Annotated in this window: 28 protein-coding genes; 5 read left to right on the top strand and 23 right to left on the bottom strand. The window is 64.2% G+C overall.

What is annotated here, in order from left to right:
* Positions 1-3: 3 nt before the first annotated feature.
* Both ACZ5Y5_RS16660 and ACZ5Y5_RS16655 read right to left on the bottom strand, forming a co-directional pair.
* A complete protein-coding gene (locus ACZ5Y5_RS16660) occupies positions 4-1,551 on the bottom strand; it encodes an MDR family MFS transporter (RefSeq protein WP_464811587.1) in 1,548 nt (515 codons plus the stop codon).
* A complete protein-coding gene (locus ACZ5Y5_RS16655; protein ID WP_464811586.1) occupies positions 1,548-2,729 on the bottom strand; it encodes an HlyD family secretion protein in 1,182 nt (393 codons plus the stop codon). The genes ACZ5Y5_RS16660 and ACZ5Y5_RS16655 overlap by 4 nt, the downstream gene beginning before the upstream one ends.
* Positions 2,730-3,120: 391 nt before the next feature.
* On the opposite strand from ACZ5Y5_RS16655, the gene ACZ5Y5_RS16650 reads away from it, so the two are divergent.
* Together ACZ5Y5_RS16650 and ACZ5Y5_RS16645 are read left to right on the top strand one after the other, a co-directional pair.
* Complete coding sequence (locus tag ACZ5Y5_RS16650; protein ID WP_464811585.1) at positions 3,121-3,648, top strand: nuclear transport factor 2 family protein; 528 nt, start codon at positions 3,121-3,123, stop codon at positions 3,646-3,648.
* On the top strand, positions 3,645-4,718 hold the full coding sequence (locus ACZ5Y5_RS16645; protein ID WP_464811584.1) for an alcohol dehydrogenase catalytic domain-containing protein: 1,074 nt from the start codon (positions 3,645-3,647) through the stop codon (positions 4,716-4,718). The genes ACZ5Y5_RS16650 and ACZ5Y5_RS16645 overlap by 4 nt, the downstream gene beginning before the upstream one ends.
* 4 nt (positions 4,719-4,722) lie before the next feature.
* Here ACZ5Y5_RS16645 and ACZ5Y5_RS16640 read toward each other — a convergent pair whose 3' ends face one another.
* Entirely contained in the window at positions 4,723-5,124 is a 402-nt protein-coding gene (locus ACZ5Y5_RS16640) for a VOC family protein (RefSeq protein WP_464811583.1), read from the bottom strand.
* Between the two features lie 102 nt (positions 5,125-5,226).
* Between ACZ5Y5_RS16640 and ACZ5Y5_RS16635 the strand changes: the two genes are divergently transcribed.
* Together ACZ5Y5_RS16635 and ACZ5Y5_RS16630 are read left to right on the top strand one after the other, a co-directional pair.
* Positions 5,227-6,315 carry a DUF1214 domain-containing protein gene (locus ACZ5Y5_RS16635; protein WP_464811582.1) on the top strand — a complete coding sequence of 363 codons (1,089 nt, stop codon included), beginning with the start codon at positions 5,227-5,229 and terminating at the stop codon, positions 6,313-6,315.
* Between the two features lie 14 nt (positions 6,316-6,329).
* Complete coding sequence (locus tag ACZ5Y5_RS16630; protein WP_464811581.1) at positions 6,330-6,785, top strand: nuclear transport factor 2 family protein; 456 nt, start codon at positions 6,330-6,332, stop codon at positions 6,783-6,785.
* Between the two features lie 66 nt (positions 6,786-6,851).
* Here the strand turns inward: ACZ5Y5_RS16630 and ACZ5Y5_RS16625 are convergent, their stop codons facing one another.
* The 20 genes from ACZ5Y5_RS16625 to ACZ5Y5_RS16530 form a co-directional block, all read right to left on the bottom strand.
* Positions 6,852-7,799 (bottom strand): alpha/beta hydrolase, encoded by a 948-nt coding sequence (locus ACZ5Y5_RS16625; RefSeq protein WP_464811580.1) that lies wholly within the window; start codon positions 7,797-7,799, stop codon positions 6,852-6,854.
* 78 nt (positions 7,800-7,877) lie between these two features.
* Positions 7,878-9,050 carry an acyl-CoA dehydrogenase family protein gene (locus tag ACZ5Y5_RS16620; RefSeq protein WP_464810995.1) on the bottom strand — a complete coding sequence of 391 codons (1,173 nt, stop codon included), beginning with the start codon at positions 9,048-9,050 and terminating at the stop codon, positions 7,878-7,880.
* 3 nt (positions 9,051-9,053) lie between these two features.
* On the bottom strand, positions 9,054-10,256 hold the full coding sequence (locus ACZ5Y5_RS16615) for an acetyl-CoA C-acyltransferase (protein WP_464810996.1): 1,203 nt from the start codon (positions 10,254-10,256) through the stop codon (positions 9,054-9,056).
* Positions 10,257-10,271: 15 nt separating this feature from the next.
* Positions 10,272-10,646 carry a nuclear transport factor 2 family protein gene (locus ACZ5Y5_RS16610; RefSeq protein ID WP_464810997.1) on the bottom strand — a complete coding sequence of 125 codons (375 nt, stop codon included), beginning with the start codon at positions 10,644-10,646 and terminating at the stop codon, positions 10,272-10,274.
* 70 nt (positions 10,647-10,716) lie between these two features.
* Positions 10,717-11,178 carry a MaoC family dehydratase gene (locus ACZ5Y5_RS16605; protein ID WP_464810998.1) on the bottom strand — a complete coding sequence of 154 codons (462 nt, stop codon included), beginning with the start codon at positions 11,176-11,178 and terminating at the stop codon, positions 10,717-10,719.
* Position 11,179: 1 nt separating this feature from the next.
* The gene (locus ACZ5Y5_RS16600; protein WP_464810999.1) at positions 11,180-11,971 is read right to left on the bottom strand and encodes an SDR family oxidoreductase; all 792 of its coding nucleotides are present in this window, start codon (positions 11,969-11,971) and stop codon (positions 11,180-11,182) included.
* Positions 11,968-13,017 carry an NADP-dependent oxidoreductase gene (locus tag ACZ5Y5_RS16595; protein WP_464811000.1) on the bottom strand — a complete coding sequence of 350 codons (1,050 nt, stop codon included), beginning with the start codon at positions 13,015-13,017 and terminating at the stop codon, positions 11,968-11,970. The genes ACZ5Y5_RS16600 and ACZ5Y5_RS16595 overlap by 4 nt, the downstream gene beginning before the upstream one ends.
* Positions 13,014-14,099: an acyl-CoA dehydrogenase family protein gene (locus ACZ5Y5_RS16590; RefSeq protein ID WP_464811001.1), complete on the bottom strand. Its 1,086-nt coding sequence runs from the start codon at positions 14,097-14,099 to the stop codon at positions 13,014-13,016. Before ACZ5Y5_RS16590 ends, ACZ5Y5_RS16595 begins: the two co-directional genes overlap by 4 nt.
* Positions 14,099-15,004: an SDR family oxidoreductase gene (locus ACZ5Y5_RS16585; RefSeq protein WP_464811002.1), complete on the bottom strand. Its 906-nt coding sequence runs from the start codon at positions 15,002-15,004 to the stop codon at positions 14,099-14,101. Before ACZ5Y5_RS16585 ends, ACZ5Y5_RS16590 begins: the two co-directional genes overlap by 1 nt.
* 24 nt (positions 15,005-15,028) lie before the next feature.
* Positions 15,029-15,472 carry a nuclear transport factor 2 family protein gene (locus tag ACZ5Y5_RS16580; RefSeq protein ID WP_464811003.1) on the bottom strand — a complete coding sequence of 148 codons (444 nt, stop codon included), beginning with the start codon at positions 15,470-15,472 and terminating at the stop codon, positions 15,029-15,031.
* The gene (locus tag ACZ5Y5_RS16575) at positions 15,469-16,119 is read right to left on the bottom strand and encodes a gamma carbonic anhydrase family protein (protein WP_464811004.1); all 651 of its coding nucleotides are present in this window, start codon (positions 16,117-16,119) and stop codon (positions 15,469-15,471) included. The genes ACZ5Y5_RS16580 and ACZ5Y5_RS16575 overlap by 4 nt, the downstream gene beginning before the upstream one ends.
* A 16-nt stretch (positions 16,120-16,135) precedes the next feature.
* Positions 16,136-17,287: an acetyl-CoA C-acetyltransferase gene (locus tag ACZ5Y5_RS16570; protein ID WP_464811005.1), complete on the bottom strand. Its 1,152-nt coding sequence runs from the start codon at positions 17,285-17,287 to the stop codon at positions 16,136-16,138.
* Positions 17,280-18,311 carry an acyl-CoA dehydrogenase family protein gene (locus ACZ5Y5_RS16565; RefSeq protein ID WP_464811006.1) on the bottom strand — a complete coding sequence of 344 codons (1,032 nt, stop codon included), beginning with the start codon at positions 18,309-18,311 and terminating at the stop codon, positions 17,280-17,282. Before ACZ5Y5_RS16565 ends, ACZ5Y5_RS16570 begins: the two co-directional genes overlap by 8 nt.
* 14 nt (positions 18,312-18,325) lie before the next feature.
* The gene (locus tag ACZ5Y5_RS16560) at positions 18,326-19,480 is read right to left on the bottom strand and encodes an acyl-CoA dehydrogenase (RefSeq protein ID WP_464811007.1); all 1,155 of its coding nucleotides are present in this window, start codon (positions 19,478-19,480) and stop codon (positions 18,326-18,328) included.
* On the bottom strand, positions 19,480-20,229 hold the full coding sequence (locus ACZ5Y5_RS16555) for an enoyl-CoA hydratase family protein (protein ID WP_464811008.1): 750 nt from the start codon (positions 20,227-20,229) through the stop codon (positions 19,480-19,482). Before ACZ5Y5_RS16555 ends, ACZ5Y5_RS16560 begins: the two co-directional genes overlap by 1 nt.
* A gap of 29 nt (positions 20,230-20,258) precedes the next feature.
* Positions 20,259-21,347 carry an NAD(P)H-dependent flavin oxidoreductase gene (locus tag ACZ5Y5_RS16550; RefSeq protein WP_464811009.1) on the bottom strand — a complete coding sequence of 363 codons (1,089 nt, stop codon included), beginning with the start codon at positions 21,345-21,347 and terminating at the stop codon, positions 20,259-20,261.
* Positions 21,347-22,249 carry an enoyl-CoA hydratase gene (locus tag ACZ5Y5_RS16545; protein ID WP_464811010.1) on the bottom strand — a complete coding sequence of 301 codons (903 nt, stop codon included), beginning with the start codon at positions 22,247-22,249 and terminating at the stop codon, positions 21,347-21,349. The genes ACZ5Y5_RS16550 and ACZ5Y5_RS16545 overlap by 1 nt, the downstream gene beginning before the upstream one ends.
* 1 nt (position 22,250) lies before the next feature.
* Complete coding sequence (locus ACZ5Y5_RS16540) at positions 22,251-23,048, bottom strand: CoA-transferase subunit beta (protein ID WP_464811011.1); 798 nt, start codon at positions 23,046-23,048, stop codon at positions 22,251-22,253.
* 14 nt (positions 23,049-23,062) lie between these two features.
* Complete coding sequence (locus tag ACZ5Y5_RS16535) at positions 23,063-23,962, bottom strand: CoA transferase subunit A (protein WP_464811012.1); 900 nt, start codon at positions 23,960-23,962, stop codon at positions 23,063-23,065.
* 57 nt (positions 23,963-24,019) lie between these two features.
* On the bottom strand, positions 24,020-24,946 hold the full coding sequence (locus ACZ5Y5_RS16530) for a VOC family protein (RefSeq protein WP_464811013.1): 927 nt from the start codon (positions 24,944-24,946) through the stop codon (positions 24,020-24,022).
* A gap of 292 nt (positions 24,947-25,238) precedes the next feature.
* On the opposite strand from ACZ5Y5_RS16530, the gene ACZ5Y5_RS16525 reads away from it, so the two are divergent.
* Positions 25,239-26,456, top strand: coding sequence for an acyl-CoA dehydrogenase family protein (locus ACZ5Y5_RS16525; protein ID WP_464811014.1), 1,218 nt, complete (start codon positions 25,239-25,241; stop codon positions 26,454-26,456).
* Positions 26,457-26,471 lie beyond the last annotated feature (15 nt).

Here is a 26,471-nt window from a genome sequence, read left to right as displayed (position 1 = left end):
ATCTCAATGAGCTGCCACGGGCGCGGCATGCTGTGGCAGCGGGCGAAGGAAGAATACAAGCGGCGCGGTGCACAGGATGCCGATGATCAGCATCCAGAAGAGATCGATGAAGGTCATGGTCAGCGCCTGGGTTTGGATGGTCTGCTCGATCGCCCGATAGGCGGCCTCCCGGCTGCCGAGCGCCTGCGCCTGCATGTCGATATAGCTTTGCACATCGAGGCCGTTGGCGCGCAGGCTTTCTTCCATGCGGCGGCTGTGCAGCCAAAGCCGCTGATCCTGCACGACGGCGATGCCCGCCAGCGCAAAGGAACCGCCAAGGTTGCGCGCCGCATTGTAGAGGCCCGCAGCGTCGCTCGCCAGAGACACCGGCACCGAGCGGATTGCCGCCTGGTTGAGAAACATCATGACGCAAATGGTGCCGAAGCCGCGTATCAGTTGGGACTCGACGAAATCGGTCCCCTTTGAAGAGGACGTCAGCGCGGTTTCGAGATAAGCGCTGACGATCAGCAGCAGGAGCCCGATCAGAACCGACACATGAATCGGTATGTTGCGGATAGCCCATGGCATGAAGGGCATCATCAGCACCATCGGAACGCCCGACAGAAGGACAATCCGCCCCGACTGCAACGCATTATAATGGGCGATCAGTGTCAAAAATTGCGGGATCACATAGGAGGTGCCGTAAATCACCATGCCGATCATCATCGCCATGATGAAGACTGCGCCGAATTGCCGGTCCAGCAGCAGACGCAGGCGGATCACTGGACGCTGGGCGCGCATCTGCCCCGCCAGCAGCATGGCAAAGCCGGTGACCGCCATGATCGTCAGCCAGACGATGGTCGAGGATTCGAACCATTGTTCCCGCTCACCTTCCTCCAGCACGACAGTGAGCCCGCCGAGGCCAAGGATCAGGCCGAACACGCCCAGCCAATCGGCCTCGCCGATCAGGTCGAACCGGGGCCGCTCATAGGGAAGGGCTGCAAACAGCAGGACCAGGAGCGCGATGCCGACCGGCAAGTTGAGGAAAAAGGCATAGTGCCAGCTGACATTTTCCGTCAGCCAGCCTCCCAGCACCGGCCCCATGATCGGCCCGAGGATTGCGGTCGCGCCGAACAGCGAATTGCCCACCGGCTGCTGGTGCCGAGGTAATCGTGTGGCGATGATCGTCATGGCGGTGGGGATGAGCGCGCCGCCAGTGATGCCCTGTCCGATCCGCCCGGCGATCATGACCGTGAGCGTTTGGGCCATGCCGCAGATCATGGAAAAGCCCACAAATCCCAAGGTGGCGATAATGAGGAAATTGCGCAGGCCGAACAGCCGCTGCAACCAGCCGGCCAAGGGGATGATGATAATTTCCGCGACGATGAACGACGTGGCGATCCATGTGCCTTCGGTGCCGCTCGCGCCAATTTCACCCTGAATGATGGGCAGCGCGGAATTGACGATGGAAATGTCGAGCATCGCCATCATCGCGCCCAAAGTGCCTGCCGCGACCGCCAGCCAGTCGGCAGCGCTGGCGCGCTGTTCGGCAGCAGGCGGGGCTGCACTCACTTCCTGGCGTCCTGCCGGACCCGTTGGCGGTTCTTCAGCCGCTCGATCTCATCCCGGGCAGAGCGGGTATCGACCGAGACGTCGACCGACATGCCGGGCAGAAGCAGCCTTTTGAGCGCCGGGTCCGCATCGATCGCGATCCGGACGGGCACGCGCTGAACGATCTTGGTGAAGTTGCCGGTCGCATTTTGCGGCGGCAATATCGAAAATTGCGCGCCAGTGCCCGGCGCAAGGCTGGCGACATGGCCGTGGAAGCTGATGCCGGGCAGGGCATCGACCTCGATTTCTGCGGGTTGACCCTGGCGCATCAGGCCAAGCTGCGTTTCCTTGAAATTGGCTTCCAGATAAAGCTGTTCGACTGGCACGACGGACATCAGCCGCAGGCCCGGCTGAACGAATTGGCCGACACGCGCCGTGAGGTCGCCCACGCGGCCCGCCACGCTCGCCACGACAACCATGTCCCTGACGTTGCGCTGCGCCGCCTCCAACTGAGCGCGGGCGCTTTGACCTTGGGCTTCGGCTTGCCCCACCTGAGCGCGGAGGCTGGCGATCCGCCGCGTTGCCCCCGCGAGCGCCGCCTGTTGAGCGGATACGTCCTGCGCCGCCTGTGCAGCCTGCGTGCGAAGCGTGGCAAGCTTTTCGGCGGGTTCCGCGCCAGTCGCGGCGAGCGGCGCATATCGGGCGACCTCTGATGCGGCGAAGCGGGATTTTGTCTGCGCCGCCGAAAGGGTCGCGCGCGCTTGCTCGATCGCGGCTTCCTGCTCGCCGATCATCGCTTCGGCATTGGCGGCGCTGGCGGCCGCCAGATTGATCTGGGCATGGCCCTGGGCCGCTTGCGAAGGATAGTCAGGCGCCTCGATCCGCAGGAGCGGCTGACCGGCCTTTACGTCCTGATTTTCGTGGACCAGCACCTGGCTGATATAACCGGACACGCGCGCCGACACGGTGACACTGTCGGCCTGAAGATAGGCGTCCTCGGTGCGTTGCTGATATTTGCCGTAGGTCTGGTGGCGTATGAACCAGACGGCGCCTATGACCAGCACCACGACAGCGGCCGTGCCGAGGATGAGCCGTAATCTGCGGCGTTTTTGGACGCTGGCGGCTTCATCTTGTTGCAATCGGGCCGATATTGCCTCCGCATCTGCTGTGTCCGCAATCGACCTTTGTTGTCCGGTCATAGAAATCCCAATGTCTCGGCCTGTGCCGACGACTTAGGGTGGGCTCTGGAACGAAGGCAAGTCTTTTCCGATGAGGGATCGGAAATGTGGAATTATGACAGCAACAGTATAACGCTGAAGCCGATCAGCGCAGATGTTCCGCTTGCGAGGCATAGCAAACGGAATGGACAGAGCAGAAATACCGTGCTGTCAGGTTCCATCCTCTCCCCCAGCTTATTGCGGCGGGTTTCGGCGATTATAGCGCATTGTCGGTGTAATGCCAGAGTGCATCCATCTGTTCCGCGCGCGCCCATCTGCAAAAACCGGGAAGAGGGCACTTTTGCCTTTCACTTAGGGCCGGATGCTGGCTATCCCCCAGCAGCAATGGATAAGAAGCGGCCAGGAGGCCGGAATGGAGAGTATGATGTCGCAGCCTTGGCTTGATCGGATCGCGTTGCAGGATCTGGTGATGCGCTACTGCCGTGGATGCGATCGGCGAGATTTCGCGCTGGTCCGCACGCTTTATCATGATGATGCGATCGATGATCATGGGGCGATGTTCAAAGGCGGGCCGGATGCTTTCGTCGCCTGGCTGCCCGAAGTCACCGCGCATTGGGATCTGACCCGGCACAGCATCAGCAACAGCCTGTTCGTGATCGATGGCGATCATGCCGAGGGCGAACATTATGTGGAAGCCTGGCACCGCACTCATGGGCCCGACGCCAAGCTCTTCATCGCGCTGGGTCGCTACCTCGACCGCTATGAGCGGCGAAATGGCGAATGGAAATTTACGTATCGCAGCCTTGTTTTCGATCATGGATCGATCGTGCCGGTCGATCAGGATTCCCTCGACCGCATGAGCAAGGACGCGCCCAACGGCCGTGCGGATCGCGACGATCCGTCCTTCGGCTATCCCCTGCTGGCGAGTCTCAGCGCATGAGGGCCGCAGTGTGGGACGGGCAGTCGCTGTTCGTGAGCGATCAGGTCAAGCTGCGGCCTGTAGGCGCGGGCGAAGTGCGCGTGCGGGTTTTGCGCTCGGGCATCTGCCATAGCGACATTGCGATGTTGACGCCGCATATTCCCAAGCTGCCCGTTGTTTTGGGGCACGAAGCGGCCGGCGAGATTGCGGAAATCGGGCCCGGCGTCGAAGGATGGGGGATCGGGGATCATGTGGCCGTCGGGACGCAAACCCCCTGTGGCGAGTGTCGTGAGTGCCGCCGTGGTGAACCGCATAATTGCGACATCAACTGGGGTTTTGCGCCTGATTTTCCGTTCACGCTCGAGGGGACGCCGGTCGCGTCCTTCGCCAACGTGTCATCCTTTGCGAGTGAAATCGTCGTGAAGGCGTCTCAGCTATTCGCGATAGAGGATCTGCCGCTTGAGCAAGGCGCGCTGATCGGCTGTGCCGTGTCCACGGGCGTGTGCGCGTCGCGGGTTCTGGGTAAGGTTCGGGCGGGCGATACTGTCGCGGTCTTCGGCGTAGGCGGCATCGGTGTGAACGCGATACAGGGCGCTGCACGCAATGGCGCTCATGTGATTGCGGTCGATGCGAACCCGGCGAAAGAGGCAGTGGCGCGGCAGTTCGGCGCAGAGAGTTTTGTGTTGGCCGACCCGGCGCAGGACAGCGCGTCGGCGGCAGAGGCTCTGGCGCGGGATCGTGGTCCTATCGACGTGGTCGTCGAATGCAGCGGTGCGGTAGGTGCAATCAATACCGCCCTACGTTGCACCAAGCGCGGGGGCCGCGTCGTGTTGATCGGCATGTCGCGATATGGAGCCGAGGCCGCGCTGCCGCTGACGAGCTTCGTCATGGGCGGCGAAGTGATCGCCACGATGAACGGCGGGGCGGTGCCCGACCGCGACTATCCCGAACTGATCGCACAGGCACGAGACGGGCGGCTCAACCTCGCCGATCAGGTCAGCGGCGTATGGCCGCTGGACCGGATCAACGAGGCGATCGCCGCGCTGAAGGCGGGCGAAGTCACGCGCGCCGTCATCGATCATGAAATGTGAGGTTTCAACCCTTCAGCGCCTGAAGCAATTCGACTCGGTGCCCCTGCGGGTCGAGGATGAAGGCGAGGCGCAGCCCATGTTCAGGTACGTCCATCGCAGGAACATCGATGGTGGCGCCCGCCGCCGTCGCCCGCTCCAGCGCGGCATCCACATTCTCGACCATGAAGCCGGTCGTGGCTTCACCGGGCGCAGGACAGCTGCGGTTCGGAAAGCTGATGAGGATAAGGTTGGGCGCAGGCGGACGCGTGCCCGGCAGGGTCATGATGACCTCATGCATCATATGCTCGCCTTCGCCGGCATCTACGCGCGCAGTCACCTCAAGGCCGAGCGCTTGGCTATAGAATGTCTCGGCCGCACCGATATCCTTCACCTCAATCTTCGTGAAGCAAAATGATTGCGTCGTCATCTTCATCCTCCCTTATATTACGCATTCGAGCATGATAAATTCTGTTCTGCAGCCTGGATATAGGATAAACCGGGCCAACAGATACGCAGATAGGAGATAGTGGTGGCTGAGGCAAACACAGGAGATGTGCGGCTGTCCGCCGTTTGGCGCGACTTTTGTGACAAGCTGGCGCAGGCGGGCGAGATCCTGGATCGACCCAGTGCGCCCGGCACGCCGATCGATCAGGCGGAGGGTCTGCGCTATCTTTCCCGGCTGACACGCTCCGCGCTCAACATGCTGGTTGATTCGAGCGATCCGGATTTTCCGCGCATTTTCCTGCTTACCGATGACACGATCAAGATCGGTGCGGACAACCCGGACAATCTTTATCAGCAGATCGTCGTGCGCGGGGATCGCGATTACCGCATCACAGGCAAACGCAACACCGTGCCCTATTTCTCGATCGGGTCGAAGGCAAACCGGTACGCCATAGACGGCACCATGGCCTCGACCGGAGAGATCGAGCTTGCCGATATGGAGGTGGGTCCGGACGGCAGCTTCGAGATCATCGTCAGCAAGACGCAGAAGCCGGGCAATTGGCTGCCGATGGCCGATGACTCAACGCTTCTAATCATCCGGCAGACCTTCAACGACAAACGCAAGGAAGTCGCCGCCGACGTGAAGATCGAGCGGATCAACGATGGGCCTGCGGTTCCTGTTATCCTGACCCCGGAGACTATCGAAGCGCAGCTAAATGGCGCGGCCGCCTGGGTACGGGGAACGGGCAATACCTTCGCCGACTGGTCGCAATGGTTCATGGAACAGCCGAACCGCTTCTATGATGGGAAGGAGCAGTCGGTTTACCAGCGTGCGGGCGGCGACCCGAAAATCTGGTACGGCCACATCTATTATGATCTCGCGCCTGACGAAGCGCTGGTCATCACTGCTACCCCGCCCAAATGCCGGTTCTGGAATTTCCAGATAGACAATTGGTGGATGGAATCGATGGACCATGTGAACCGCAAGGTGTGGGTCAACGGATCACAAGCGAAATATGAGGATGACGGCAGTGTTGTGCTCGTCTGTTCCGACAAAGACCCGGGCTATGGCAACTGGATCGACCTGTCGGGCCATCGCAAGGGCACCGGCCTTTGGCGCTGGATCGAAGCGAAGGAGCATCCGGTGCCGCAATGCAAGATCGTGAAGCTCTGACCGCCTCGGATGCGTTGGCCGATCGTATCGCCGTCCTGGAAGACCGGGAGGCGATACGCGGTCTGATCGCCCGCTATGGGCCGTTGGCTGACGCGGGCGACTGCGCCGGTGCCGCGGCGCTGTGGACCGACGACGGCATTTATGAAGTCGGCGGCTTCGGTGTCTATCAGGGCCGCGCGGCAATCCAGGCGCTGTTGGAAGGGGAGAGCCATCAGGCGCTGATCCATGGCGGGGCAGCGCATGTGCTCAGCCCGCCGGTGATCGATCTGGATGGGGACCAAGCTGTTGCGCGGACCTATTCAGTGGTGTTCCGCAAGGCAGGCGACAGCTGGGAGGCGCATCGCGCCTCGGCCAATATGTGGTATCTCGTCCGGATTGGCTCGGAATGGAAGGTCGCGCGGCGCGTCAACAGTCTGCTCGACGGGTCGGCCGATGCACGCGCATTGATCGCTGGTCAGCCCTCGCCTTAGGGTCGATAGAATCGGTCAGGTAAAAGGGCTCATCCGGTCTGAATGAGCCCTTTTCCTTTTATCTGGTCAGGCGTCCTGGCGCGCCGCTGCAAACTGCTTCTTCGCAAAGGCGCAGGCATCGGCCATCGCCGCCTGCGCGCCGGGCAGGAAGCCCAGCCATGATACGAAGCCATGAACCATGCCAGGGTAGCGCTTCACTTCCACCTCGACGCCCGCTTTTTCGAGTACCGGAGCATAGCGTTCCACGGCATCGCGGATGGGATCGCATTCGGCGCTAGCGATAAATGCCGGGGGCAAGCCTTCATGGCTGGCCGCCTTCATCGGGCTGGCGCGGAAATCGTCGAAGTCGCTGTCGTCCCTGATATGCAGTTCCCAAAAATAATGGGCGTCATCCAGACGCAGGATCGGACCATTGGCGAACTCGATCGCCGAACCTTCTTCAGGGATTGGGTGGATGCCAGGGCCATACCAGTTGATCTGCACGGTAAGCCGGGGCGCACCCGCGTCGCGGGCCAGCAGGGCGCAGGCGCTTGCCAGCACGCCGCCAGCGCTGTCGCCCGCTACGCCGATAAGTGCGGGGTCGCCGCCCAGTTCGGCCGCATTGGCCGCCACCCACTGGGTTGCAGCCCAGCAGTCATCGAAGGCCGCAGGGAATTTATGTTCCGGGGCAAGGCGGTAATCGACCGACACGACGATGCTTTCCGCGCCTGCAGCCAGGCCACGCGCGATCATGTCCTGCGTATCGAGATCGCCCACGACGAAGCCGCCGCCGTGAAAATAGGCGATCACCGGGAAGGGGCCGGAGCCTTCGGGCGTATAGATACGCACCGGGATTTCTCCGGCCGGCCCGGGGATCGTCCGATCGCTGACAGATGCGAGCGTGACTTGCGGCGGGGGCAGCTGGGTAGAGCTGGACCGGACCGCGCCGCGCAGGGCATCCAGAGGGAAATTGCGGACAGGCCCCCAATCGGGCTGCCCTGCGAACATCGCCTCGAGTTGAGGATCCAATGGCATCTTAATTCTCCTGCTTGTCGATCGGGCAGTTTAGGGGTGGTTTGATGAGGAAGCTGATAGGCTCATTCGCCTCCGTCATCATCCTCTGGGTTCGCGTGGCATAGCGAGTGCGCGTTCGGATATGATGTTGCGTTGGATTTGGTCTGTGCCTGCGTAGATGGTGTCGGATCGTGACATGAGGTGCATGGTTGTGAGGCTGTTCATGCGTTCGTCGCTGACGCCTATTTCGCCTTGTTGACCCATGACCTCCATGGCGAGTTCGCCGAGCGCCACGTGCCATCGGGACCAGTAGAGTTTGTAGGTGTATGCGGCGCCTGAGAGTTCGGGGTTGTTTTCGCCGCCTGAGAGCATGCGCAGGCCGTTGTAGCGCATGATCTTGAGGCCGGCATGGGCCTGCGCAATCTTCTGGCGGATGAGCGGGTCGGATGCCTTGCCGTTGGTTTTGGCGATGGCGATGATGTCGTCGAGTTCGTTCTTGAAGTGCATTTGCTGGGCGAGGGTGGAGACCCCGCGTTCAAAGCCCAGGAGCGCCATGGCGACCTTCCAGCCTTCGCCTTCCGCGCCGATGCGGTCGATGGCGAGGGCTTCGGCTCCGTCGAAGAACACTTCGGCGAACTCGGCTTCGCCGGTCATCTGGCGGATCGGGCGGGCATCGACCCCGGGCTGGTCCATGGGGACCATGAGGAAGGAGAGGCCCTTGTTGCCCACGCTCCCGGGCTCGGTGCGGGCGACCACGAAGCACCAGTCGGCGATGGTGCCCATCGAGGTCCAGATCTTCTGCCCGTCGATGATGTATTTGTCGCCTTCAAGCCGCGCCTTGGTCTTGACGTTGGCGAGGTCGGAGCCTGCGCCCGGTTCAGAATAGCCCTGGCACCAGATGGCGCGGCCATGGGCGATGTCGGGGAGGAACCGGGCCTTCTGCTCTTCGCTGCCCATGGCGATGAGGGTGGGGCCGAGCAGTTCGACCCCTAAGTGCCCGGCGCGGGGCGGCCCCTTGGCCCGGGCATATTCCTCGGCGAAGATGATCTGCTCGGCGATCGAGGCATTGCGCCCGCCCCATTGCTCGGGCCAGCCAACGACGCTCCAGCGCGCCTCGCCCAGCGCTGCTTCCCAGGCGCGGCGTTCCTCGACATTGTCGACCTGGTTGGTCTGGCCGCGGATGGACTTGAACGGGCCGGAGAGCTGGGCGTTGAGCCAGTCGGCGGCTTCCTGGCGGAAGGCCTTGAGTTCAGGGGCGAAGGCGAGCTGCATGGATCAGGCGACCTCGAACAGGCCGGCAGCGCCCATGCCGCCGGCGACACACATGGAGACGACCACATATTTGACGCCGCGGCGCTTGCCTTCGATGAGGGCATGGCCAACCAGGCGCGATCCGGTCATGGCGAAGGGGTGGCCGATGGCGATGCCGCCGCCATTGACGTTCAATTTCTCAGGATCGATGCCGAGCGTGCGCTGGCAATAGATGGCCTGGTTGGCGAAGGCTTCGTTGATTTCCCAAAGGCCGATGTCGTCGATCTTGAGGCCGGTGCGCTCGAGCAGCTTGGGGATGGCGAACACGGGGCCGATGCCCATCTCGTCCGCGCCGCAGCCTGCGACCTGAAAACCCCGATAGATGCCCAGGACGGGCAGGCCTTCCTTCTGCGCGGTGTCAAGGTCCATGACCACCTGGGCGGACGCGCCGTCGGACAGCTGGCTGGCATTGCCCGCCGTCACATGCTTGCCTTCCTTGATGACCAGGCCGTTCTTGAACACGGGCTTGAGCTCAGAAAGCTTCTCGTAAGTGGTGCCCGCGCGGATGCCCTCGTCCTTTGTGAGGGTGAGTTCCTCCTTGCCGGTCTCATTGCCTTCCTTGTCGAAGAGCGCCTTGGTGACCGTGATGGGGACGATCTCGTCATCGAACTTGCCCGCTTCCTGGGCGGCGGCGGCGCGCTGCTGCGAGAGGGCGGCAAAGCGGTCCTGGTCCTCGCGGCTGATGCCATAGCGTTCCGCAACGATCTCGGCGGTTTCGATCATCACCATGTACGCGTTGGGATCGCGCGCCTTGATGAACTCGGACCGGTTGCGGAAGGCGGGATAATGTTTGTCGATGGTGAGCGAGACATTCTCGACCCCGCCGGAGATGGCGCAGTCGATCTCGTTGGCGATGATGCCGCGCGCGGCAAAGGCGAGCGCGTTGAGGCCCGAGGAGCATTTGCGGTCCATCGAGAAGCCTGCGGTGCTGTCGGGGAGGACCGAGCCGTGGACGGTCAGGCGACCGACATTGTAGCTCTGGGTGTTCCACTGGTTGGCAACGCCGAGATAGACATCGTCGACGCGGGCGGGATCGATGCCTGCGCGGGCGATGGCGGCATCGACCACATGGGAGGACATGAACGGCGCTTCGGTGTCGTTGAACGCGCCGCGATAGGCTTTGCCGACCCCGGTACGGGCGGTGGAGATGATGGCTGCTTCACGCATCGAATGGTCCTTTACTTAAAAGCCGTGCATGTTGGTGGGGCCCCAATAGGCGCGCATTTCGACGACCTCATTGGCTTCGTTGAAGCGGAAGGTGTCGATGACGTCGATGCGCTTGTGGCCGCCGTCATAATTGAGGTTCACCGAAAAGGGGAAGACGGCATAGTCGCCCGCGACCCGGACGGGGCCTTCGAGCTTCAATTTGGCGCCGGTCTTCATGGATTCGGCGTAGAAGGCGCGGATCGCTTCGCGGCCCTTGTGGATGGGTGAGCCGATCGGGTCTTCGACGGTCGCATCCTGCGCATAGAGGGTGGCGACCTGGTCGGCGCTGCCCGCTTCGAAGGCGGCGACATAGGCGTGGACGGCGGCTTCCATCCTGGTGGGATCTGGCATGGTTTTGGCTCCAACGGGACTGGTGGCGAGCAGGCTCAATGTGAGGGCGAGGAAGGCGCGGGCCAAGCGGCTATTCCGGAAAATAGCGGTTGATGGTGTCGACCACGCAGGCGGGCTTGTCCTTACCCTCGATCTCGACGGTGACGCGGATCACCGCCTGGATGGCGCCGCCCTTCACTTCTTCGGCCGAGACGATTTCGCCTGTGCCGCGAATGCGCGAGCCGACCACGACGGGATTGAGGAAGCGGGTCTTGTCCATGCCGACATTCACCCCTGCGGAAAAGCGGCGGACCTCGACGATCTGGGGCATGAACAGGTTGACGAGGCTGAGGGTGAGATAGCCATGCGCGATGGTCGCGCCGAACGGACCGTCTTTCGCGCGGACCGGATCGACATGGATCCACTGATGGTCGCCGGTGCAGTCGGCAAAGGCGTCGATGCGCGACTGCTCGATGGTGAGCCAGTCGGAGGTGTCGAGCTTCGTGCCCTCCTTGCCGAGGAGATCGCGCGGATTTTCGAAGATGGTCGCCATGTTACGCCCGCTGGCTCGAGACCGCGACGATCTCGCCGGTCATGTAGGAGGAGAGATCGGAGGCGAGGAACATCATGACGTTGGCGATTTCCCAGACCTCGGCGGGGCGCTTGAAGGCTTCCTTTTCGACGAGCTTGTCCAATGCTTCCTGGGTGGTCACCTTGGCGAGGAAGGGGTGCATGGCAAGGCTGGGCGAGACCGCGTTGATGCGCACGCCATATTCGGCCGCCTCGATCGCGGCGCAGCGGGTGAAGGCCATGACCCCGGCCTTGGCGGCGGCATAATGGGCCTGGCCCTTTTGCGCGCGCCAGCCCAGCACCGAGGCGTTATTGACCATGACGCCGGACTTGGCGGCGTACATGGAGGGGAGGAACGCGCGGGTCATGCGGAAGAGCGAGGTCAAGGTGACGTCGAACACGCGGGCCCACTGCTCGTCGGTCATGTCGATAATATCGACCTCGCCGCCCAGCCCTGCATTGTTGATGAGGACATCGACCCGGCCCAGCTGGCCAAGCGACGCATCGCGCAAACCCTGCACGGCCTCTTCGCTGGTGACGTCGCAGACGAACAGGGCAGGCCGCTCGCAGCCGACTTCATCGGCGATGCGGTCGGCGGCCTCATTGAGGCGGCGTTCGTGGAAGTCGCTGATGAGGAGCTTGGCGCCCTCTTCGGCGGCGCGCTTGGCGGCGGAGAAACCGATGCCGGTGCCGGCCGCCGCGGTCACGACCACGGTCTTGCCCTTGAGAAGCCCAAGCGGCGTCGGATAGGGCGGCACGGGCGAGGTCGGGGTCATGCGGAATGGTCCTTCATGGTTGCGGCGGTAGTGGCCGCCTGATGGTCTGTGACAAGGATGATCTTGCCGCGCACATGGCCCTCGCGCACGCGCGCCATGGCGGCGGCGGCCTCGCTCAAGGGGAGGGTTTCAAGCGGCGGGGGCGTCATGCGCCCTTGCGCGGTGGCGGTAACGAGCGCTGCGAGATGGGCGGGCGCGCTTTCGAAACTGGCCGAGGTGCGGATCGTGGCTATGCCCTTGGCGGCGAAGCGCTCCGCATCGGGCAGCGTTTCATCAGGAAGCATGGTCTCGATCGCGACATAGCGGCCGCCCGGACGGATCAGCGCGGCGGGATCGGCAATGCTGCCCTGGCCGACCGTGTCGAGGAGGAGATCGACGCCATCGGGCGCCCACTGCGCGATCCTTTGCGCCACATCCTCATGGCGGTAATCGATCGGGCAGGCGACGCCGAGCGCGGCGAGCAAATCCTGGTTGGCGGGCCCTGCGGTCGCGGCGATCTGGGCTCCGGCTTCTCGCGCGATCTGGATGGCCCAGAGGCCCGTGCCGCCCGATCCGCCATTGACGAGTACGCGCTCGCCGGACGCGAGCTGCCCTTGCGCGAGCAGGGCTTCACGCGCGGAGATGCCGGGCACCGGGATGGTGGCGGCAGCGGCAAAGGAGAGGCTTTCGGGCAGGGCGACGGCCTGGGCGGCGAGGCAGATGGCATAGTCGCCCCAGGTGCCGCCGCGCCCCAGCGGCAGGGAGGACAGGAAGGCGACGCGCGTCCCGGGCTCGAGCCCTTCCACCCCTTGCCCGGTCGCCACGACCGTGCCGGTCCCGTCAAAGCCGGGGATCAGGGGCAGGAAGCTGTCGGGCAGGAAGGGGAGAAAGCCCGCGCAGGCTTTCCAGTCGGCCGGGTTGACCCCCACCGCCGCGATCTGGACCAGCGCCTCCCCCGGGCCGGGCGCAGGGACGGGCAGGTCGCGGGCGCGGATCGCCTGCGGCCCGGTAAAGCCGTCCATCGCCATGGCCTGCATGGGGGAGGAGGGGGCGCGGGCGCCCGTCATGCGGCGATCTTGTCTCCGTCGAGCAGCAGCGCGGCCAGGGCTTCGCGGTGCGCATCGGGCGTGCCGAGCCAGCTCGCAGTTGCGCGCGCGCGCTTGAAATAGAGATGGGCGTGATGTTCCCAGGTGAAGCCGATGCCGCCATGGAGCTGGATCGCGTCGCCCGAGACCGAGCGATAGGCGTCCGACACATAGGCCCGCGCGGCATGGGCGGCCTCGGCCAGTTCCTCGCCATTTTCATCGATCGCGGCGGCGGCGTAATAGGCCGCCGAGCGCGAGGCTTCGACCAGCAGCATCATGTCGGCGAGCATATGCTTATAGGCCTGGAAGGAGCCGATGAGACGGCCGAACTGAACGCGCTGCTTGGCGTAATCGACGGTGGCGTCGAGGCTGTATTGCATGCCGCCGGTCTGTTCAGCCGCGAGCAGGCCAGCGCCGATGGTCAGCGTGCGCGCGATCGCCGTCTTGGCGCTGCCGGGTTCGCCCAGGATCATGTCCGGGGTGACGGCGCAGTCGAAGGTGAGGCAAGCAAAGCGGCGGGTGCGGTCGAGGCTGGGGAGCGCTTCGATCGTGAGGCCGGGCGTGTCGGCTTCGAGGACGATGAGGCTCTCATCAGCGGTGGCGACGATGATGAACTCTGCGACATGGGCGAAGGTCACGAACTCGGCCTTGCCGGTCAAGCGGCCGTTCGCCAGGGTCGGACGGCTTGCGGTCCCTGCGAAACTGGCGCGGGTGCCTGATGCGAGGCGCGGCAGCAGCGCCGCCTGCTGTTCCTCGCTGCCTGCGGCAAGCACGGCCTGGACTGCGAGCACGGCGGTCTCGAAAAAGGGAACCGGCGCCAGGACCCGGCCGGTTTCTTCCAAGACCAGCGCCATTTCGACCGCGCCCAGGCCAAGGCCGCCCTGGGCCTCGGGGATCATGAGCCCGGCAAAGCCCATTTCGGCAAAGCTCGCCCAGAGCCCTTCGTCAAAGCCGCTGGCCCCTTCGACCGCGGCGCGGATGACGTCGGGGTTGGCGGCGTCGGTCAGGAAGTCGCGCGCGGCTTCCTGGATCGCGCGCTGGTCGTCGCTGAGCGCAAAGTCCATCAGGCGGCTCCGTAAACCGGCTTTGCAGGCTCGCGGGTTTGGAGGAGCTTGCGCACGATCGCATCCATTTCTTGTGGCTCGAGCCGCGCGCCCTTGTCGAAGGCGGGGCTGTCGGTCCAGCCTTGCGAGAGGAAGACCTGGCCGCCCTTCAGCTCGAACACCTGGCCGGTGACGCCCTTCGACTGTTCCGAGACCAGATAGGCGACGAGCGGGGCCATGTTTTCAGGCGCGAACAGGTCGAACTCGCCTTCCTTGGCCTCCATGTCGAACGCGCCGGTATTGGTCATGCGGGTGCGGGCATTGGGGGCAAGGGCGTTGGCGGTGATGCCAAGGCGGCCAAGTTCGGCCGCCTGCACCAGCGTCAGCGTGGCGATGCCGCCCTTGGCGGTCGAATAGGCCGACTGGCCGACCGAGCCCTGGAGGCCCGCGCCGCTCGTCGTGTTGATGATGCGCGCGTCGACCGGGTTGCCCGCCTTGCTCTGCGCGCGCCAATATTCAGCGGCGTGGCGCGAGGTGCAGAAATGGCCGCGCAGATGGACGCGGATCACCGCGTCCCATTCTTCAGGGGAGCAGGTGAAGAACATGCGGTCGCGCACGAAGCCGGCATTGTTGACCACGGCATGCAAGCTCCCGAAGCTGTCGAGCGCCTGTTCGACCATGCGCTTGCCCGCGTCCCAATCGGCGACGTCGTCGGTGTTGGCAACGGCCTCACCCCCCATCGCCTTGATCTCGTCCACCACCTGTTCGGCCGCGCCCTTGGTCGCGCCCGCCTCGCCATGGGTGCCAACGCCAAGGTCGTTGACCACGACCTTGCAGCCTTCCGCCGCGAGGCCCAGCGCATAGGCCTTGCCCAGGCCATTGCCCGCCCCGGTCACGATCGCAACACGTCCTTCGCAGATACCCACTTGCCTTACTCCTTCAAAAGCCTGTCATGCGGCGACCGGGATCAGCAGATGCTGGCTCACGTCGCCTACCAGATCGAGCAGCGAATAATCCCGCTGCGAAAAATGCCATGCCTTGTCCACCCGGACGAAGGCGTCATGATAGCGGCCCGCGCAGATCGCCTGGAGCGGCAGGTCGGGGGTCGCCTGGAACACGGTGTAATAGGAACGGCAGGTGGCGGTCCCTGCCGCCTCGTCCACCTCGACGATGGGGTTGGTGATGATGTGCTTGGTGCGCGGCGTGCCGCAAGGGTAAAGCCGCACATGGGCGCGCCAGAGCGCGAGCATCGGCGCTGACCCTTCGACCACTTCGCCGCCGCCGGTCTTGACCTGCGCGCGCTCGAACAGCGCGGCGACGCCTTCAAGGTCGCCTGCGTCCATCAGCTCGGCATAGCGGTAGAGGAGGTTGGTGATCGCCGTGGCGCTGCTCATGGCTTGCCTTCCCGCTGCGCCGCTTGGGCTTCGCGATGCTGCGCGGTCTCCCCGGTCAGGCGCACGGCGACCGCCTCCGACTGGCTGCGCTGCGCCTGACGCGCTTCGTCGGCCTCCCGCAGCGGCTGCGCCTCGATGAGGTCGCTGAGCGCCGAGCGGGCGAGCTTCTGATACTCCCCCTCGCCATTGTTGCGCCAGGTGACCTGGTGCGGCTCGAAACTCTTGACCACCTTGGCCGGGTTGCCCACGACCAGGCTGCGCGGCGGGGTGACCGTGTCGGACTTCACCAAGCTAAGCGCCGCGACGAGATTTTCATCGCCAATGACCGCATTGTCGAGGATCACCGCATTCATGCCGATCAGGGCATTTTCGCCGATCTCGCAGCCATGGATGATCGAGCCATGCGCGATCGTCGCCCCGCGCCTGATCACCGTGTCGCGCAGCTGGTTGGCGTGCACCGTGACGCTGTCCTGGATCGAGCTGTCGCCCTCGACGATGATCCGCCCGAAGTCGCCGCGCAGCGACGCGCCCGGGGCGATGAAGCAGCCCGGCCCCACGATCACGTCGCCGATCAGCGAGGCGAGCGGATGGACGTAGCTCGATGGATCGACGACGGGCGTGATCCCCTGATAGGCGTAGCAGGGCATGGGGGCCGCTTTCCCGTCAGAGCCGCTCGATGATGGTGACGTTGGCCTGGCCGCCGCCTTCGCACATGGTCTGGAGGCCATAGCGGCCGCCGGTGCGCTCAAGGGCATTCAAGAGCGTGGTCATGAGCCGCGCGCCGGTGGCCCCGATCGGATGGCCCAGCGCGATCGCGCCGCCCTGCACATTGACCTTCTCATGGGGCACGTCGAGTTCCTTCATCCAGGCCATGGTGACGCTGGCGAAGGCCTCGTTGCATTCAAAGAGGTCGATGTCGTTGATGCTCATGCCCGCCTTTTTGAGCGCATATTGGGTGGCGGGGATGGGGCCGGTCAGCATCCAGACCGGGTTTGCGGCGCGCACCGAAAGATGATGGATGCGGGCGCGGGGTTTGAGGCCATGTTCCTTGACCGCCCTTTCGCTGGCGATGAGGAGGGCGGCTGCCGCGTCGCAATTCTGGCTGGCGACGCCCGCGGTGATGATGCCGCCTTCATTGACGGGCTTCAAGGATGCCAGGCCCTCGAGCGAGGTGGTCGGGCGGATGGTCTCGTCGCGGGCGAGGCCCTCGAACGGAGCCACTTCCTTGTCGAACCAGCCATTGTCCCAGGCGGCCTGGGCGCGCTGGTGCGAGGCGAGGCTGAACTCTTCCATCGCGGCGCGGCTGATGCCCCATTTGTCGGCGATCATCTCGGCCGACTTGATCTGGTTCACTTCTTCATCGCCATAGCGCTCGATCCAGCCCTTCGACCCATGGAAGGGGCTGTCGAAGCCATATTGCGCGCCGGCGATCATCGCGGCCATGATCGGGATCTGGTTCATCGCCTGGCTGCCGCCTGCGACCACCAGGTCCTGCGTGCCGCTCATCACGCCTTGCGCGGCGAAATGGACCGCCTGTTGGCTTGAACCGCACTGGCGATCGACGGTGACGCCGGGCACATCTTCAGGCAGACCCGCGACCAGCCATGCGGTACGGCCGATGTCGCCCGCCTGGCCGCCGATCGTCTCGGTGCAGCCCCAGACGACGTCCTCGACCTGGGAAGGATCGATGCCGGTGCGGGTCACCAGTTCCTTGATCGGATGCGCGCCAAGGTCGGCCGGGTGGACATGGGCAAGGCTGCCCTTCTTGCGGCCGACGGGGGTGCGGACGGCGTCGATGATATAGGCTTCAGGCATTGGCGGCCTCTCGTGCGAAGGTCTGGTCCGGCCCCATGGGCTGGGTGAAGATGCGCGTGGCGATGCGCGCGCGGTGATAGGCAGGCGTGCCCCAGCTTTGCGTCAGGGCGACGGCGCGCTTGAGGAACAGGTGGACGTCCACCTCCCAGCTATAGCCCATCGCGCCATGCACCTGGATCGAGGCGCGGGCGGCCTTGTCGGCCGCTTCCAGGGCAACCAGCTTGGCATGGCTGACGCGGGCGCGGGCTTGCGTGTCGCGCGCGCCGATTTCGGCGGCGGCGGCGGCCACCACAGGCTTGGCGAACTCGATCGCGACCTGCGCGGAGGCGAGGTGATGCTTGACCGCCTGGTAGCTGCCGATCGGCTTGCCGAACTGCTGGCGTTCCTTGGCATAGTCGACCGCAAGGTCGACCGAGCGCTGGGCGAGGCCCAGGGCGAAGGCGGCGTTGAACAGGGCCGCGCGGTCCAAGGCCAGGTCCCAGTCGGCCTTCCCCAGCGCGGTTGCGTTGCTCGGGCTCCACTCGACCGAAAAGAGGCGGCGGAAGGGGTCGATGCTGGGCTGGGCGGTCAGCGTCACCTGGTCGGGCGTGGCGAGATAAGCCTCGCCATCCTGGTGCAGGATGATCGCCGCTGCGCTGTCGGCATTGGCGACATAGGGATTGAGCGGATGCTGGATCGCGATCGCAGCGGTGGGATCGGCGAGCAGTTCATGATCGGGCGCAAGCGCGGCGAGCATCGGGGCGGCGACGCCTGCGCTCTCGATCAGCGGCTCGGGCAGGACGACATAGCCTGCTTCCTGGGCGATCAGGGCAAAGTCGGTTTCGGCAAGCCCGATCCCGCCTGCGCTTTCAGGGAGCAGGACAAGGGTGAGGCCGGTCTCGACGATCGACGCCCAGCGCGTGGGGTCGATCGCCTCGCCCGCTTCCATCATGCGGCGCCAATGGTCGGGCGTCGAGCTGTCGGCGAAGAGCGAGCGCGCGGTCTCGGCAAACATCAGCTGTTCATCGCTGAGGGTGAAATCCATCTCTTTATTCCCCCTTAGCGCGGCAGGCCGAGCATGCGCTCGGCGATGATGTTGCGCTGGATCTCGTTCGATCCGGCATAGATGGGCCCGGCGAGCGCGAAGATATAGTCGTCGATCCAATCGACGGCGTTCGCGTCGGGCGCTTCGTGGGTGAGTTCGGCCTGTGGCCCCAGGATCGAGAGCGCTGTCTGCGTCAGATGAATGTCGAGCTCCGACCAGAAGATCTTGTTGGTGGACGCCTCAGGCCCGATCTTCGCGCCCGCCATCAGCCGCGAGGCGGTCTGGTAGATGTTGAGCGCATAGGCGTCGGCATTCATGTGCGCGCGCACCACATCGGCTTCGAGCGCCGGGTCAGCGCTGTCCTTGTTGGCGGCCCACAGTTCGGCCAGCTTCTTGGCCGCCACCTGGTAGCGGGCGGGCGAGCGTAGCATGAGGCCGCGCTCGAACCCGGCGGTCGCCATGCAGATGTGCCAGCCCTGGCCTTCCTCACCGAGGCGATTGAAGGCGGGGACGCGGACATTTTCAAGGAAAATCTCGGCAAAGCCGACATGGCCGTTGATCTTCTTGATCGCATTGACCGTCACGCCCGGAGCATTGAGCGGGAAGAAGATGAGGCTCATCCCCTTGTGTCGCTCACTGCCCGGTTCGCGGAACAGGCCGAACGCCCAGTCGGCGAACACCGCGCGGCTCGACCAGATTTTGTGGCCATTGAGGATATAGTCGTCGCCCTCCCGCGTCGCGGTGGCGCGCACGCCGGCAAGGTCCGAGCCTGCCTGCGGTTCGGACCAGGCCTGCGCCCAGATTTCCTCGCCCGACGCCATCTTGGGCAGGAAGCGCTGCTTTTGCTCATGGGTGCCGAATTCGATCAGCGTCGGCCCCAGCAGGAAGATGCCGTTCTGGTTGACGCGGCCCGGCGCCCCTGCGCGATAATATTCTTCCTCGAAGATCAGCCACTGGATGAGGTCAAGGCCGCGCCCGCCATATTCGCGTGGCCAGGTCACCATGCCCCAGTCGCCCGACTTCAGGGTTTTTTCCCATTGCCGGTGCGCCTCGAAGCCTTCGCGCGTCGCGTCGAAATGCTCGAGCGGTTCTGATGGCACATGGGCTTCGAGCCAGCTGCGGACTTGCGCGCGGAACGCCTGCTGCTCGGGAGTGTAGTTGAGGTCCATCAGAACTTCGCCGTGCCCTTTCCTTCGGCGAAGGCGTCGCGCGCCTTCTGGCTGTCTTCATGCATGTACATTTCGAGGGTGAAGCCCTGCTCGATCCGGTAATGGGCGGAAGGATCGGTGGGCTCGATGAGATTGAGCGCCTGCTTGGCGATGACGAGCGCCGCGCGGCTCTTGGACGCGATCACCTCGCAGAAGGCGTAGGCCTCTTCCTTGAGCTGCTCGAGCGGCACCACCTTGTGGACCGATCCGTGGCGATAGGCGTCCTCGACCGGGATGCGGCCGCCGGTGAAGAAATTGGCGCGCACCATCTGGACCGGCAGCATGCGGCTCATGAAGGCCGCCCCGCCCATTGCGCCGCGGTCGATCTCGGGCAGCGAGAAATAGGCGCCTTCCGCGGCAATCAGCGCGTCGCAGGCGCCCGCGATATTGACGCCGCCGCCGATGACGAAGCCGTGGAGCGCGCCCACCACCGGGATCTCGCATTCGCGGATCGCCTTGAAGGTGAGATAATTATCCTTGTTGAGCTTTGCGATGCGCTCGGGGTGCGCGGCCATTTCCTTGATGTCGACGCCGCCGCAAAAACCCCGCCCTTCGGCGCGGATCAGGATGCAGCGCACCTCAGGATTGCGCGAGGCTTCCCAGACGAGGCCGGGAATCGATTCCCAGCCCTTGGTGTCGAAGGCGTTGACCGGCGGATGGTCGAACAGGATTTCGGCGATCCGGTCCTTGATGGTGAGCGTAATCGGCATGTCTTGTCCTTCTTCCTCAGGCCCTCTCCTCAGGCCGCGCTGGCGGTCTCGCGGCCGAGCGCAGCGAGCGCTGCAAGGCGCTCATGCGCTTCTGCGACGATGCGGTCGACCAGTTCCTGGCAGCTGGGTATTTCATCGATGCGTCCGCCGACCACGCCGGTCGCCATCACGCCATGTTCGATGTCGCCATCGACCACCGCCTTCTGGATCAGCATCGGCATGGTCGCGGCCATCATCGCCTGTTTCAAGGGCACCTGGCCATGGCCGGTCATCCCCTTGGCCGACTTGATCATGTCGAGCCAGCTTGCCCCGCTCAGCTTCTTCATCGCCGCGCTCGCTTCGATCGCGCGCAGCCACATGCCCAGTTTTCCGGACTTTTCGATCTTGTCCATGAGGCGGGTGCGGACCATCCGCTGGGGGATGCCGTCCAGCTTGGTGGTGACGACGATCCGGTCCGTAGAAGCTTTAAGATATTCCGCCTTGGCGCTGTCGGGGACCGGGCTTTCCTTGGTGAGGAGGAAGCGCGTGCCCATCGCGATGCCGACCGCGCCATAGGCCAGCGCTGCGGCAAGGCCGCGCCCGTCGGCAAAGCCGCCGCTCGCGATCACCGGCACCTTGACGGCATCCAATACCTGGGGGAGCAGCACGGTGGTGGGGACGGACCCTGTATGCCCGCCGCCTTCGCCGCCCTGGACATTGACCATGTCGACGCCCAGTTCGACCATCTTCTGCGCATGCTTGACCGCGCCGACGGTGGGGACGCAGAGGATCCCTGCATCCTTGAAGCGGCCGATCATCTTGGCGTTGGGGCCGCGGCCGAAGCTGACCGCGCGCACCTGATCCTTGTTGGCGAGGATCAGTTCGACGATTTTGTCGGCGCCGGGCTGGAAGCTGTGGAAATTGACGCCGAAGGGCTTGTCGGTGCCACGGCGGACGGCAAGCAGCTTCTCGCGCGCTTCGTCGGGCGTCATCACCGCCGCGCCCAAAAAGCCGAACGCGCCCGCATTGCTGGAACCGATGACGAGGCTCGGCTCGGCGACCCAGCCCATCGCGGTCTGGATGATCGGCCAGCGGCAGCCAAGCCGCTCGGTCATGATCGTGTGCAGCGGATCACCCATCATTCGCTCGCCTGCTTTTTGTTCGCTTCCGCCATCTTCTTGGCGTCGAGGCCCGCAATCGAGCTGCCCTGCGTCAGGTCATTCTGGGCGTGGGCGAAGTGGTGCATATGATATTGCGCCTCCATCGCGTTGCGCTTGCCCATCAGCTCCTCGACATGGTTGATCGCCTGCTTGGTGAGCCAGTTGCCAAGCCGGGGCTGCGCGACGAGCTTGGCCGCCATGGCCGCGACGGTCTCGCGCAGCGCTTCGCGGGGCACGATCTTGTTGACCATGCCGAAGCTTTCGGCTCGGCTCGCGCTCATCCGCTCGCCTAAGAGCAGGAACTCCTTGGCGACGCGCGGCGGCAGTTCATAGGCATGAGCGAAATATTCGACGCCAGGGATGCCCATGCGGTTGACCGGGTCCTGGAAGAAGGCGTCGTCGGTGGCGACGATGAGGTCGCACACCCAGGCGAGCATGAGGCCGCCTGCGACGCAGGCGCCCTGCACCATGGCGATGGTCGGCTTTGGCGCGTCGCGCCAGCGCCGGCACATGCCGACATATTGCTCCTTCTCGCGGGTATAGAGCAGTTCGGCGGCAGGCTTGTTGACATGGCCCGGCACCAGCAGCCGGTTCTCGAAATGCTTGTGCACGTCGCGGCCGGGCGTGCCGATGTCGTGGCCTGCCGAAAAATGCTTGCCGTTGCCGCCCAGCACGATCGCGCGCACATCGTCATCGTTCACGGCGCGCACGAACGCGTCATCAAGCGCATAGGTCATCTGGCCGTTCTGGGCATTGTTGAAGCCCGGGCGGTTCATCATGATCCATGCGACATGATCGATCACCTCATAGGTGACCGGCTCATCCGTCTCGTAAACAATGTCGACCTGCTGCGGTTCGACCAGGCGGTCGGTCTCGTTCATCTCAGGCTGCCCTTCTGTCTCCGGCCGGATTGTCCTTGAACACGGTCGCGCGGACATTGTTGGGATCGATCTTCGCGATCAGCTCCAGCTGCTGCGCGGTCGGCGCAGGCGTGGTTGGGATTTCGCCCTCGACCTTCGCGAGCGGGAAGCCGGTATTGTCCTGCACTTCCTCGAAGGTGACGCCCGGATGCAGCGAGATCACGCGGATCTGGTGATCGGGGCCGCCGAAATCCATCACGCAAAGATTGGTGATGATGCGGCGCAGGTCGAGGCCCTGGGGCGGCCCGCCATTGCGGTAGCGCGCCGGATTGTAGCCCGCCATGCAGACGAAATCGACTTCGCCTTCCACGAACGCACGCTTGTTGTGGTTGGGGAAGAAGAAGCTGTTGGGGTGGCTGATCGAGTTGCCCGGAAAACCGCGCGCGCCCAGCATCGCCGCCTTGGGCTTCTTGTGGTCGCCGATCACCGAGATATTGGCCTGGCCATAGCGGTCGATCTGCACCGGGCCGACCAGCGCGTGGCGGCGGCCGCTCCACAGGGCGGAGAAGACGCGGTCATAATTGGCGATGCCTTCAAACTCGGGCTCGGCGGCGCGCTTGCCGGGGCCGACCGGCTCGCTGGTGTACCAGGCTTCGCCATCGGTGGTCTGGATGGCAGGCGCGAAGCTCAGTTTCGCAAGGCCAGCGCCGATGCGGGGAAGGGGGCCGATGCCGGTCGCCATCACCTCGCCATCCTCGCGCCAGACTTCGGCGCAGGCGGCGATGACGAGTTCAGCGAGCGAATAGCTATTCTGGGTCATGTTCGGTCTCGCTCTTAGTAAATGGGGACGGGGAGCTGCTTGACGGCTTCTTCGCCGCCGATCGCCGCCTGATAGTCCGCTTCGGACACGTCGATATATTTCGCCTTATAGTCGGCCCAGGCTTCGGGCGAGGCGGCGCTTTCGACATAGGTCTTGATGTGCTTGAGATCGAGCTGATAGTCGGGTGCGGCGCTCGACGGGTGGGCACCGAGCGGCGCCTCGGCAACGCCGTTGATCATCGCGCGCTCGACCAGATTGTAGCGGCTGTTCTTCTTCATATCGAGCTCTGCGGTCGGCACGATCTTCTCGACGGTGACAAAGCTCTTCTTCGCCGCGCGCACCAGCAGTTCGTCGAACAGCGAGTCGACCGAGAGGGTGAGGATGTTGCCGCGCTCGTCGGAGCGATGGGCATGGATGAGCGCGATGTCGGGGACGAGTGCGGGCATGGCGACGAATTCCTCGCCATCCTCATAGGGGCTCTTGACGAATTTGAAGTCGAAGCCCGACTGGTTGATGATGTCGGTGCCGATGCCGACGCGCGTCGGCAGGAAGGGCAGCTTCATCGCGCCTGCGCGCAGGCCCCAATGATACATGCCCTCGTCCAGTTCCAGCACCTCGAAGGCGCCGGCCTGGCGGGCGTTGCGGAAATGCGGCTCGAGCGGATAATGATCGAGGCTGGCGAAGGCGAAGACGAGCTTCCTGATCTTGCCGGTGGCGGCGAGCAGGCCGATGTCCATGCCGCCATAGCCCGCCATGACGGTGAGGTCCTTGAGGTTCGACCGGGCGATGGCGCGGATGAGCGCCATGGGCTTGCGGCGGGTGGCCCACCCGCCGATGCCGATGGTCATTCCGTCGGAAATCTGGTCGACGATGTCGTCCACCGTCATGCGCTTGTCGAGCATAGTCTCAGTCATCCTTTTGCGTCAGTCTCGTCCGGTCCCGTGCGCCAGTCCTGCCAGTCGTCCTGCCGGTCAGTCCTGTTCATGGGCCCATTTATGGCCCCAGTCGCTTACCGCGAGGCTGGTGGTGGGGACCCATGTGTCGGGGTCTATTACCAGGCCGTTCCATCCATATTCGATGTCAAAACCGCCTGGTGTCTGCATGTAGAAAGAGGTCATCTTGTCGTTGACATGGCGGCCAAGGCTCGCCGACAGGGGAACTTTGCCCTTGCTCTTCAAGACCCGGTCATAGGCGCGGCCGACATCCTCGAGGCTGCCCACTTCCAGCATCATGTGCACAGCGCCATTGGGGCTTTCGGGCATTTGCCCCAGCGCCAGGCTGTGGTGGCGCGGGTTGCAGTGGAGGAAGGCAAAGCCCACGCCCGGATCGTCCTCGCCGCCGCCCTGCAGGTAGAAGCGGCCAAGGTCGGTGTCGCCAAAGCCCATCACCTGCTTGTAGAAGGCGTGGGTCTCGTCAAAATTGGGGGCGGTGAGCACGACATGGCCCATCCCCATGTCGCCGTCCGCGCCGCCATCGCTGCCGGTCACGAAGCGGCTGACGCCTGCGGGCGAGGTGAAGGGGGCATAGTCGACGAAGCGGCCGTAGAAGATCTCCATGGCGTTGCCGGCCGGGTCCGACGAGCGGGCCAGTTCATAGACCTGCCGCGCGCGCGCCTCCATGACGCCCGCGCGCGTCACCGGCCGCCCGGCGGCCTCGATGCGGGCCAGGAGCGATTCGAAATCCTCGCGATTCGCGCATTCCCAGCCCGGGGCGACGAAGCGGTTCTGCTCCCCCTTTTCCACCCACAGGCGGTAGGGCCGGTCGTCCATGCGGAAGAGCGCGACGTCCTCGCGCGGCGAGGCTGCGGCCATCAATCCTGCGATATTGCAGGCGAAATCCTGCCAGCTCCCGAGGTCCTGCGCCTCGATCACCACATAGCCCAGCGAAATCACTGCCATTCTGCCGCCTCGCCCTTCTTTATCCCACTTGCCCCGCCATGCGCGTTGAGGAGCGTTCCAAAATGACCTTTCCCATACGCATATGGCAAGCACTGCCTTGGATTTTGCGTGGCCCTGGAAAGGTGCATTCGCATGCGCTCAACGAGCTTATGGCAATTCGTTCCCGATCCGCCTATAAGCAACGGCCCAAATGCGCAAGCCCTGTTTGTCTTGACAGTTTGCGTAATAGCAGATTATATAAACTACGCATATAGCAAATTTTGAGCATTGAGTCGCCGACATGGAGAAGATGATGACCGGGGCAGCCGCAACTCGACCCATTGGCCAGGACGAGGAGCTTCCCTCGGCCGAAACCCTGATTGCCCGGGCCAAGGCGATGATCCCGGTGCTGCGCGAACGCGCGCGCGCCTGCACGCTCGCCCATGACGTGCCGGTCGAGACCGTCGCCGAGATGAAGGCGGCCGGCTTCTTCCGCGTGCTCCAGCCCAAGCGCTATGGCGGCTATGAGATGCACCCCAATGTCTTCTTCGAGATTCAGAAGGCGCTGGCTGAAGGCTGCATGTCGACAGGCTGGATCTACGGCGTGCTGGGCTGCCACCCCTATGAACTCGCCCTCTTCCATGACGAGGCGCAGAAGGAAGTATGGGGCGAGGACCCCGACATGCTCGTCTCCTCCACCTATCAGCCGGTCGGCAAGGTGGAAAAGGTCGACGGCGGCTTCTACCTTTCGGGCCGCTGGGGCTTTTCCTCAGGCTCCTCCCATTGCGGATGGGTGCTCCTGGGCGCCATCAATTTCGATACCGATGGCGGTCCGCCCGACATGCGCACCTTCCTGCTGCCGCGCTCGGACTATCAGGTGATCGAAGGCACCTGGGACACGTTCGGCCTGCAGGGCACCGGCAGCTTCGACATCCTCGTCGAGCGCGTCTTCGTGCCCGAATATCGCACCCACCGCGCCGTCGACGGCTTTGCCTGCACCAATCCCGGGCAGAAGACCAATGACGCGCCGCTCTACCGCATCCCCTGGGCGCAGCTCTTCATCCGCTCGGTTTCCAGCGCCGCCTTCGGCGGCATCCGCGCCGCCACCTCGGCCGCGATGGAGATCATGGGCAGCCGCGTCTCGACCAACACCGGCAAGGCCGCCAAGGCCGACCCCCATCTCCACGCCGCCATCGCCCGCGCGATCGCCGAAACCAACGAGATGGAGCTGACCCACCGCACGACCTTCAACGAACTGATGGACTATGCCGAGCGCAATGAGCCGGTGCCGATGGAAAAGCGCGCGCTCTTTGCCTACCAGTCCTCCAATGTCGTGCGCCGCATGGCCGACCTTGCCGACGACATGGTCAAGCTGATGGGCGGCCGGGCGATCTACATGTCGAGCCCGATCCTCCAGCCCTGGCTCGACCTCCACGCCGCGCGCGCCCATGTCGCCAACGACCCGGCCAACCGCACCAGCGACGTCATCGGCACGATGAACGGCGAACCGCCCGCCTTCACCTTCATCTGACAGGCAAAAAAGAGG

The sequence above is a fragment of the Sphingobium sp. TomTYG65 genome (genome assembly GCF_055395525.1).
The sequence above is the reverse complement of the archived record's forward strand: the minus strand, read 5'-3'. Positions and strand labels throughout refer to the sequence as shown.

Excerpts from the sequence above, each read along its gene's own strand:
- ACZ5Y5_RS16655 (WP_464811586.1), bottom strand. The coding sequence starts at position 2,729 with ATGACCGGACAACAAAGGTCGATTGCGGACACAGCAGATGCGGAGGCA.
- ACZ5Y5_RS16650 (WP_464811585.1), top strand. The coding sequence starts at position 3,121 with ATGGAGAGTATGATGTCGCAGCCTTGGCTTGATCGGATCGCGTTGCAG.
- ACZ5Y5_RS16645 (WP_464811584.1), top strand. The coding sequence starts at position 3,645 with ATGAGGGCCGCAGTGTGGGACGGGCAGTCGCTGTTCGTGAGCGATCAG.
- ACZ5Y5_RS16640 (WP_464811583.1), bottom strand. The coding sequence starts at position 5,124 with ATGACGACGCAATCATTTTGCTTCACGAAGATTGAGGTGAAGGATATC.
- ACZ5Y5_RS16625 (WP_464811580.1), bottom strand. The coding sequence starts at position 7,799 with ATGCCATTGGATCCTCAACTCGAGGCGATGTTCGCAGGGCAGCCCGAT.
- ACZ5Y5_RS16620 (WP_464810995.1), bottom strand. The coding sequence starts at position 9,050 with ATGCAGCTCGCCTTCGCCCCTGAACTCAAGGCCTTCCGCCAGGAAGCC.
- ACZ5Y5_RS16615 (WP_464810996.1), bottom strand. The coding sequence starts at position 10,256 with ATGCGTGAAGCAGCCATCATCTCCACCGCCCGTACCGGGGTCGGCAAA.
- ACZ5Y5_RS16610 (WP_464810997.1), bottom strand. The coding sequence starts at position 10,646 with ATGCCAGATCCCACCAGGATGGAAGCCGCCGTCCACGCCTATGTCGCC.
- ACZ5Y5_RS16605 (WP_464810998.1), bottom strand. The coding sequence starts at position 11,178 with ATGGCGACCATCTTCGAAAATCCGCGCGATCTCCTCGGCAAGGAGGGC.
- ACZ5Y5_RS16600 (WP_464810999.1), bottom strand. The coding sequence starts at position 11,971 with ATGACCCCGACCTCGCCCGTGCCGCCCTATCCGACGCCGCTTGGGCTT.
- ACZ5Y5_RS16595 (WP_464811000.1), bottom strand. The coding sequence starts at position 13,017 with ATGACGGGCGCCCGCGCCCCCTCCTCCCCCATGCAGGCCATGGCGATG.
- ACZ5Y5_RS16590 (WP_464811001.1), bottom strand. The coding sequence starts at position 14,099 with ATGGACTTTGCGCTCAGCGACGACCAGCGCGCGATCCAGGAAGCCGCG.
- ACZ5Y5_RS16580 (WP_464811003.1), bottom strand. The coding sequence starts at position 15,472 with ATGAGCAGCGCCACGGCGATCACCAACCTCCTCTACCGCTATGCCGAG.
- ACZ5Y5_RS16575 (WP_464811004.1), bottom strand. The coding sequence starts at position 16,119 with ATGCCCTGCTACGCCTATCAGGGGATCACGCCCGTCGTCGATCCATCG.
- ACZ5Y5_RS16570 (WP_464811005.1), bottom strand. The coding sequence starts at position 17,287 with ATGCCTGAAGCCTATATCATCGACGCCGTCCGCACCCCCGTCGGCCGC.
- ACZ5Y5_RS16565 (WP_464811006.1), bottom strand. The coding sequence starts at position 18,311 with ATGGATTTCACCCTCAGCGATGAACAGCTGATGTTTGCCGAGACCGCG.
- ACZ5Y5_RS16560 (WP_464811007.1), bottom strand. The coding sequence starts at position 19,480 with ATGGACCTCAACTACACTCCCGAGCAGCAGGCGTTCCGCGCGCAAGTC.
- ACZ5Y5_RS16555 (WP_464811008.1), bottom strand. The coding sequence starts at position 20,229 with ATGCCGATTACGCTCACCATCAAGGACCGGATCGCCGAAATCCTGTTC.
- ACZ5Y5_RS16550 (WP_464811009.1), bottom strand. The coding sequence starts at position 21,347 with ATGGGTGATCCGCTGCACACGATCATGACCGAGCGGCTTGGCTGCCGC.
- ACZ5Y5_RS16545 (WP_464811010.1), bottom strand. The coding sequence starts at position 22,249 with ATGAACGAGACCGACCGCCTGGTCGAACCGCAGCAGGTCGACATTGTT.
- ACZ5Y5_RS16540 (WP_464811011.1), bottom strand. The coding sequence starts at position 23,048 with ATGACCCAGAATAGCTATTCGCTCGCTGAACTCGTCATCGCCGCCTGC.
- ACZ5Y5_RS16535 (WP_464811012.1), bottom strand. The coding sequence starts at position 23,962 with ATGACTGAGACTATGCTCGACAAGCGCATGACGGTGGACGACATCGTC.
- ACZ5Y5_RS16530 (WP_464811013.1), bottom strand. The coding sequence starts at position 24,946 with ATGGCAGTGATTTCGCTGGGCTATGTGGTGATCGAGGCGCAGGACCTC.
- ACZ5Y5_RS16525 (WP_464811014.1), top strand. The coding sequence starts at position 25,239 with ATGACCGGGGCAGCCGCAACTCGACCCATTGGCCAGGACGAGGAGCTT.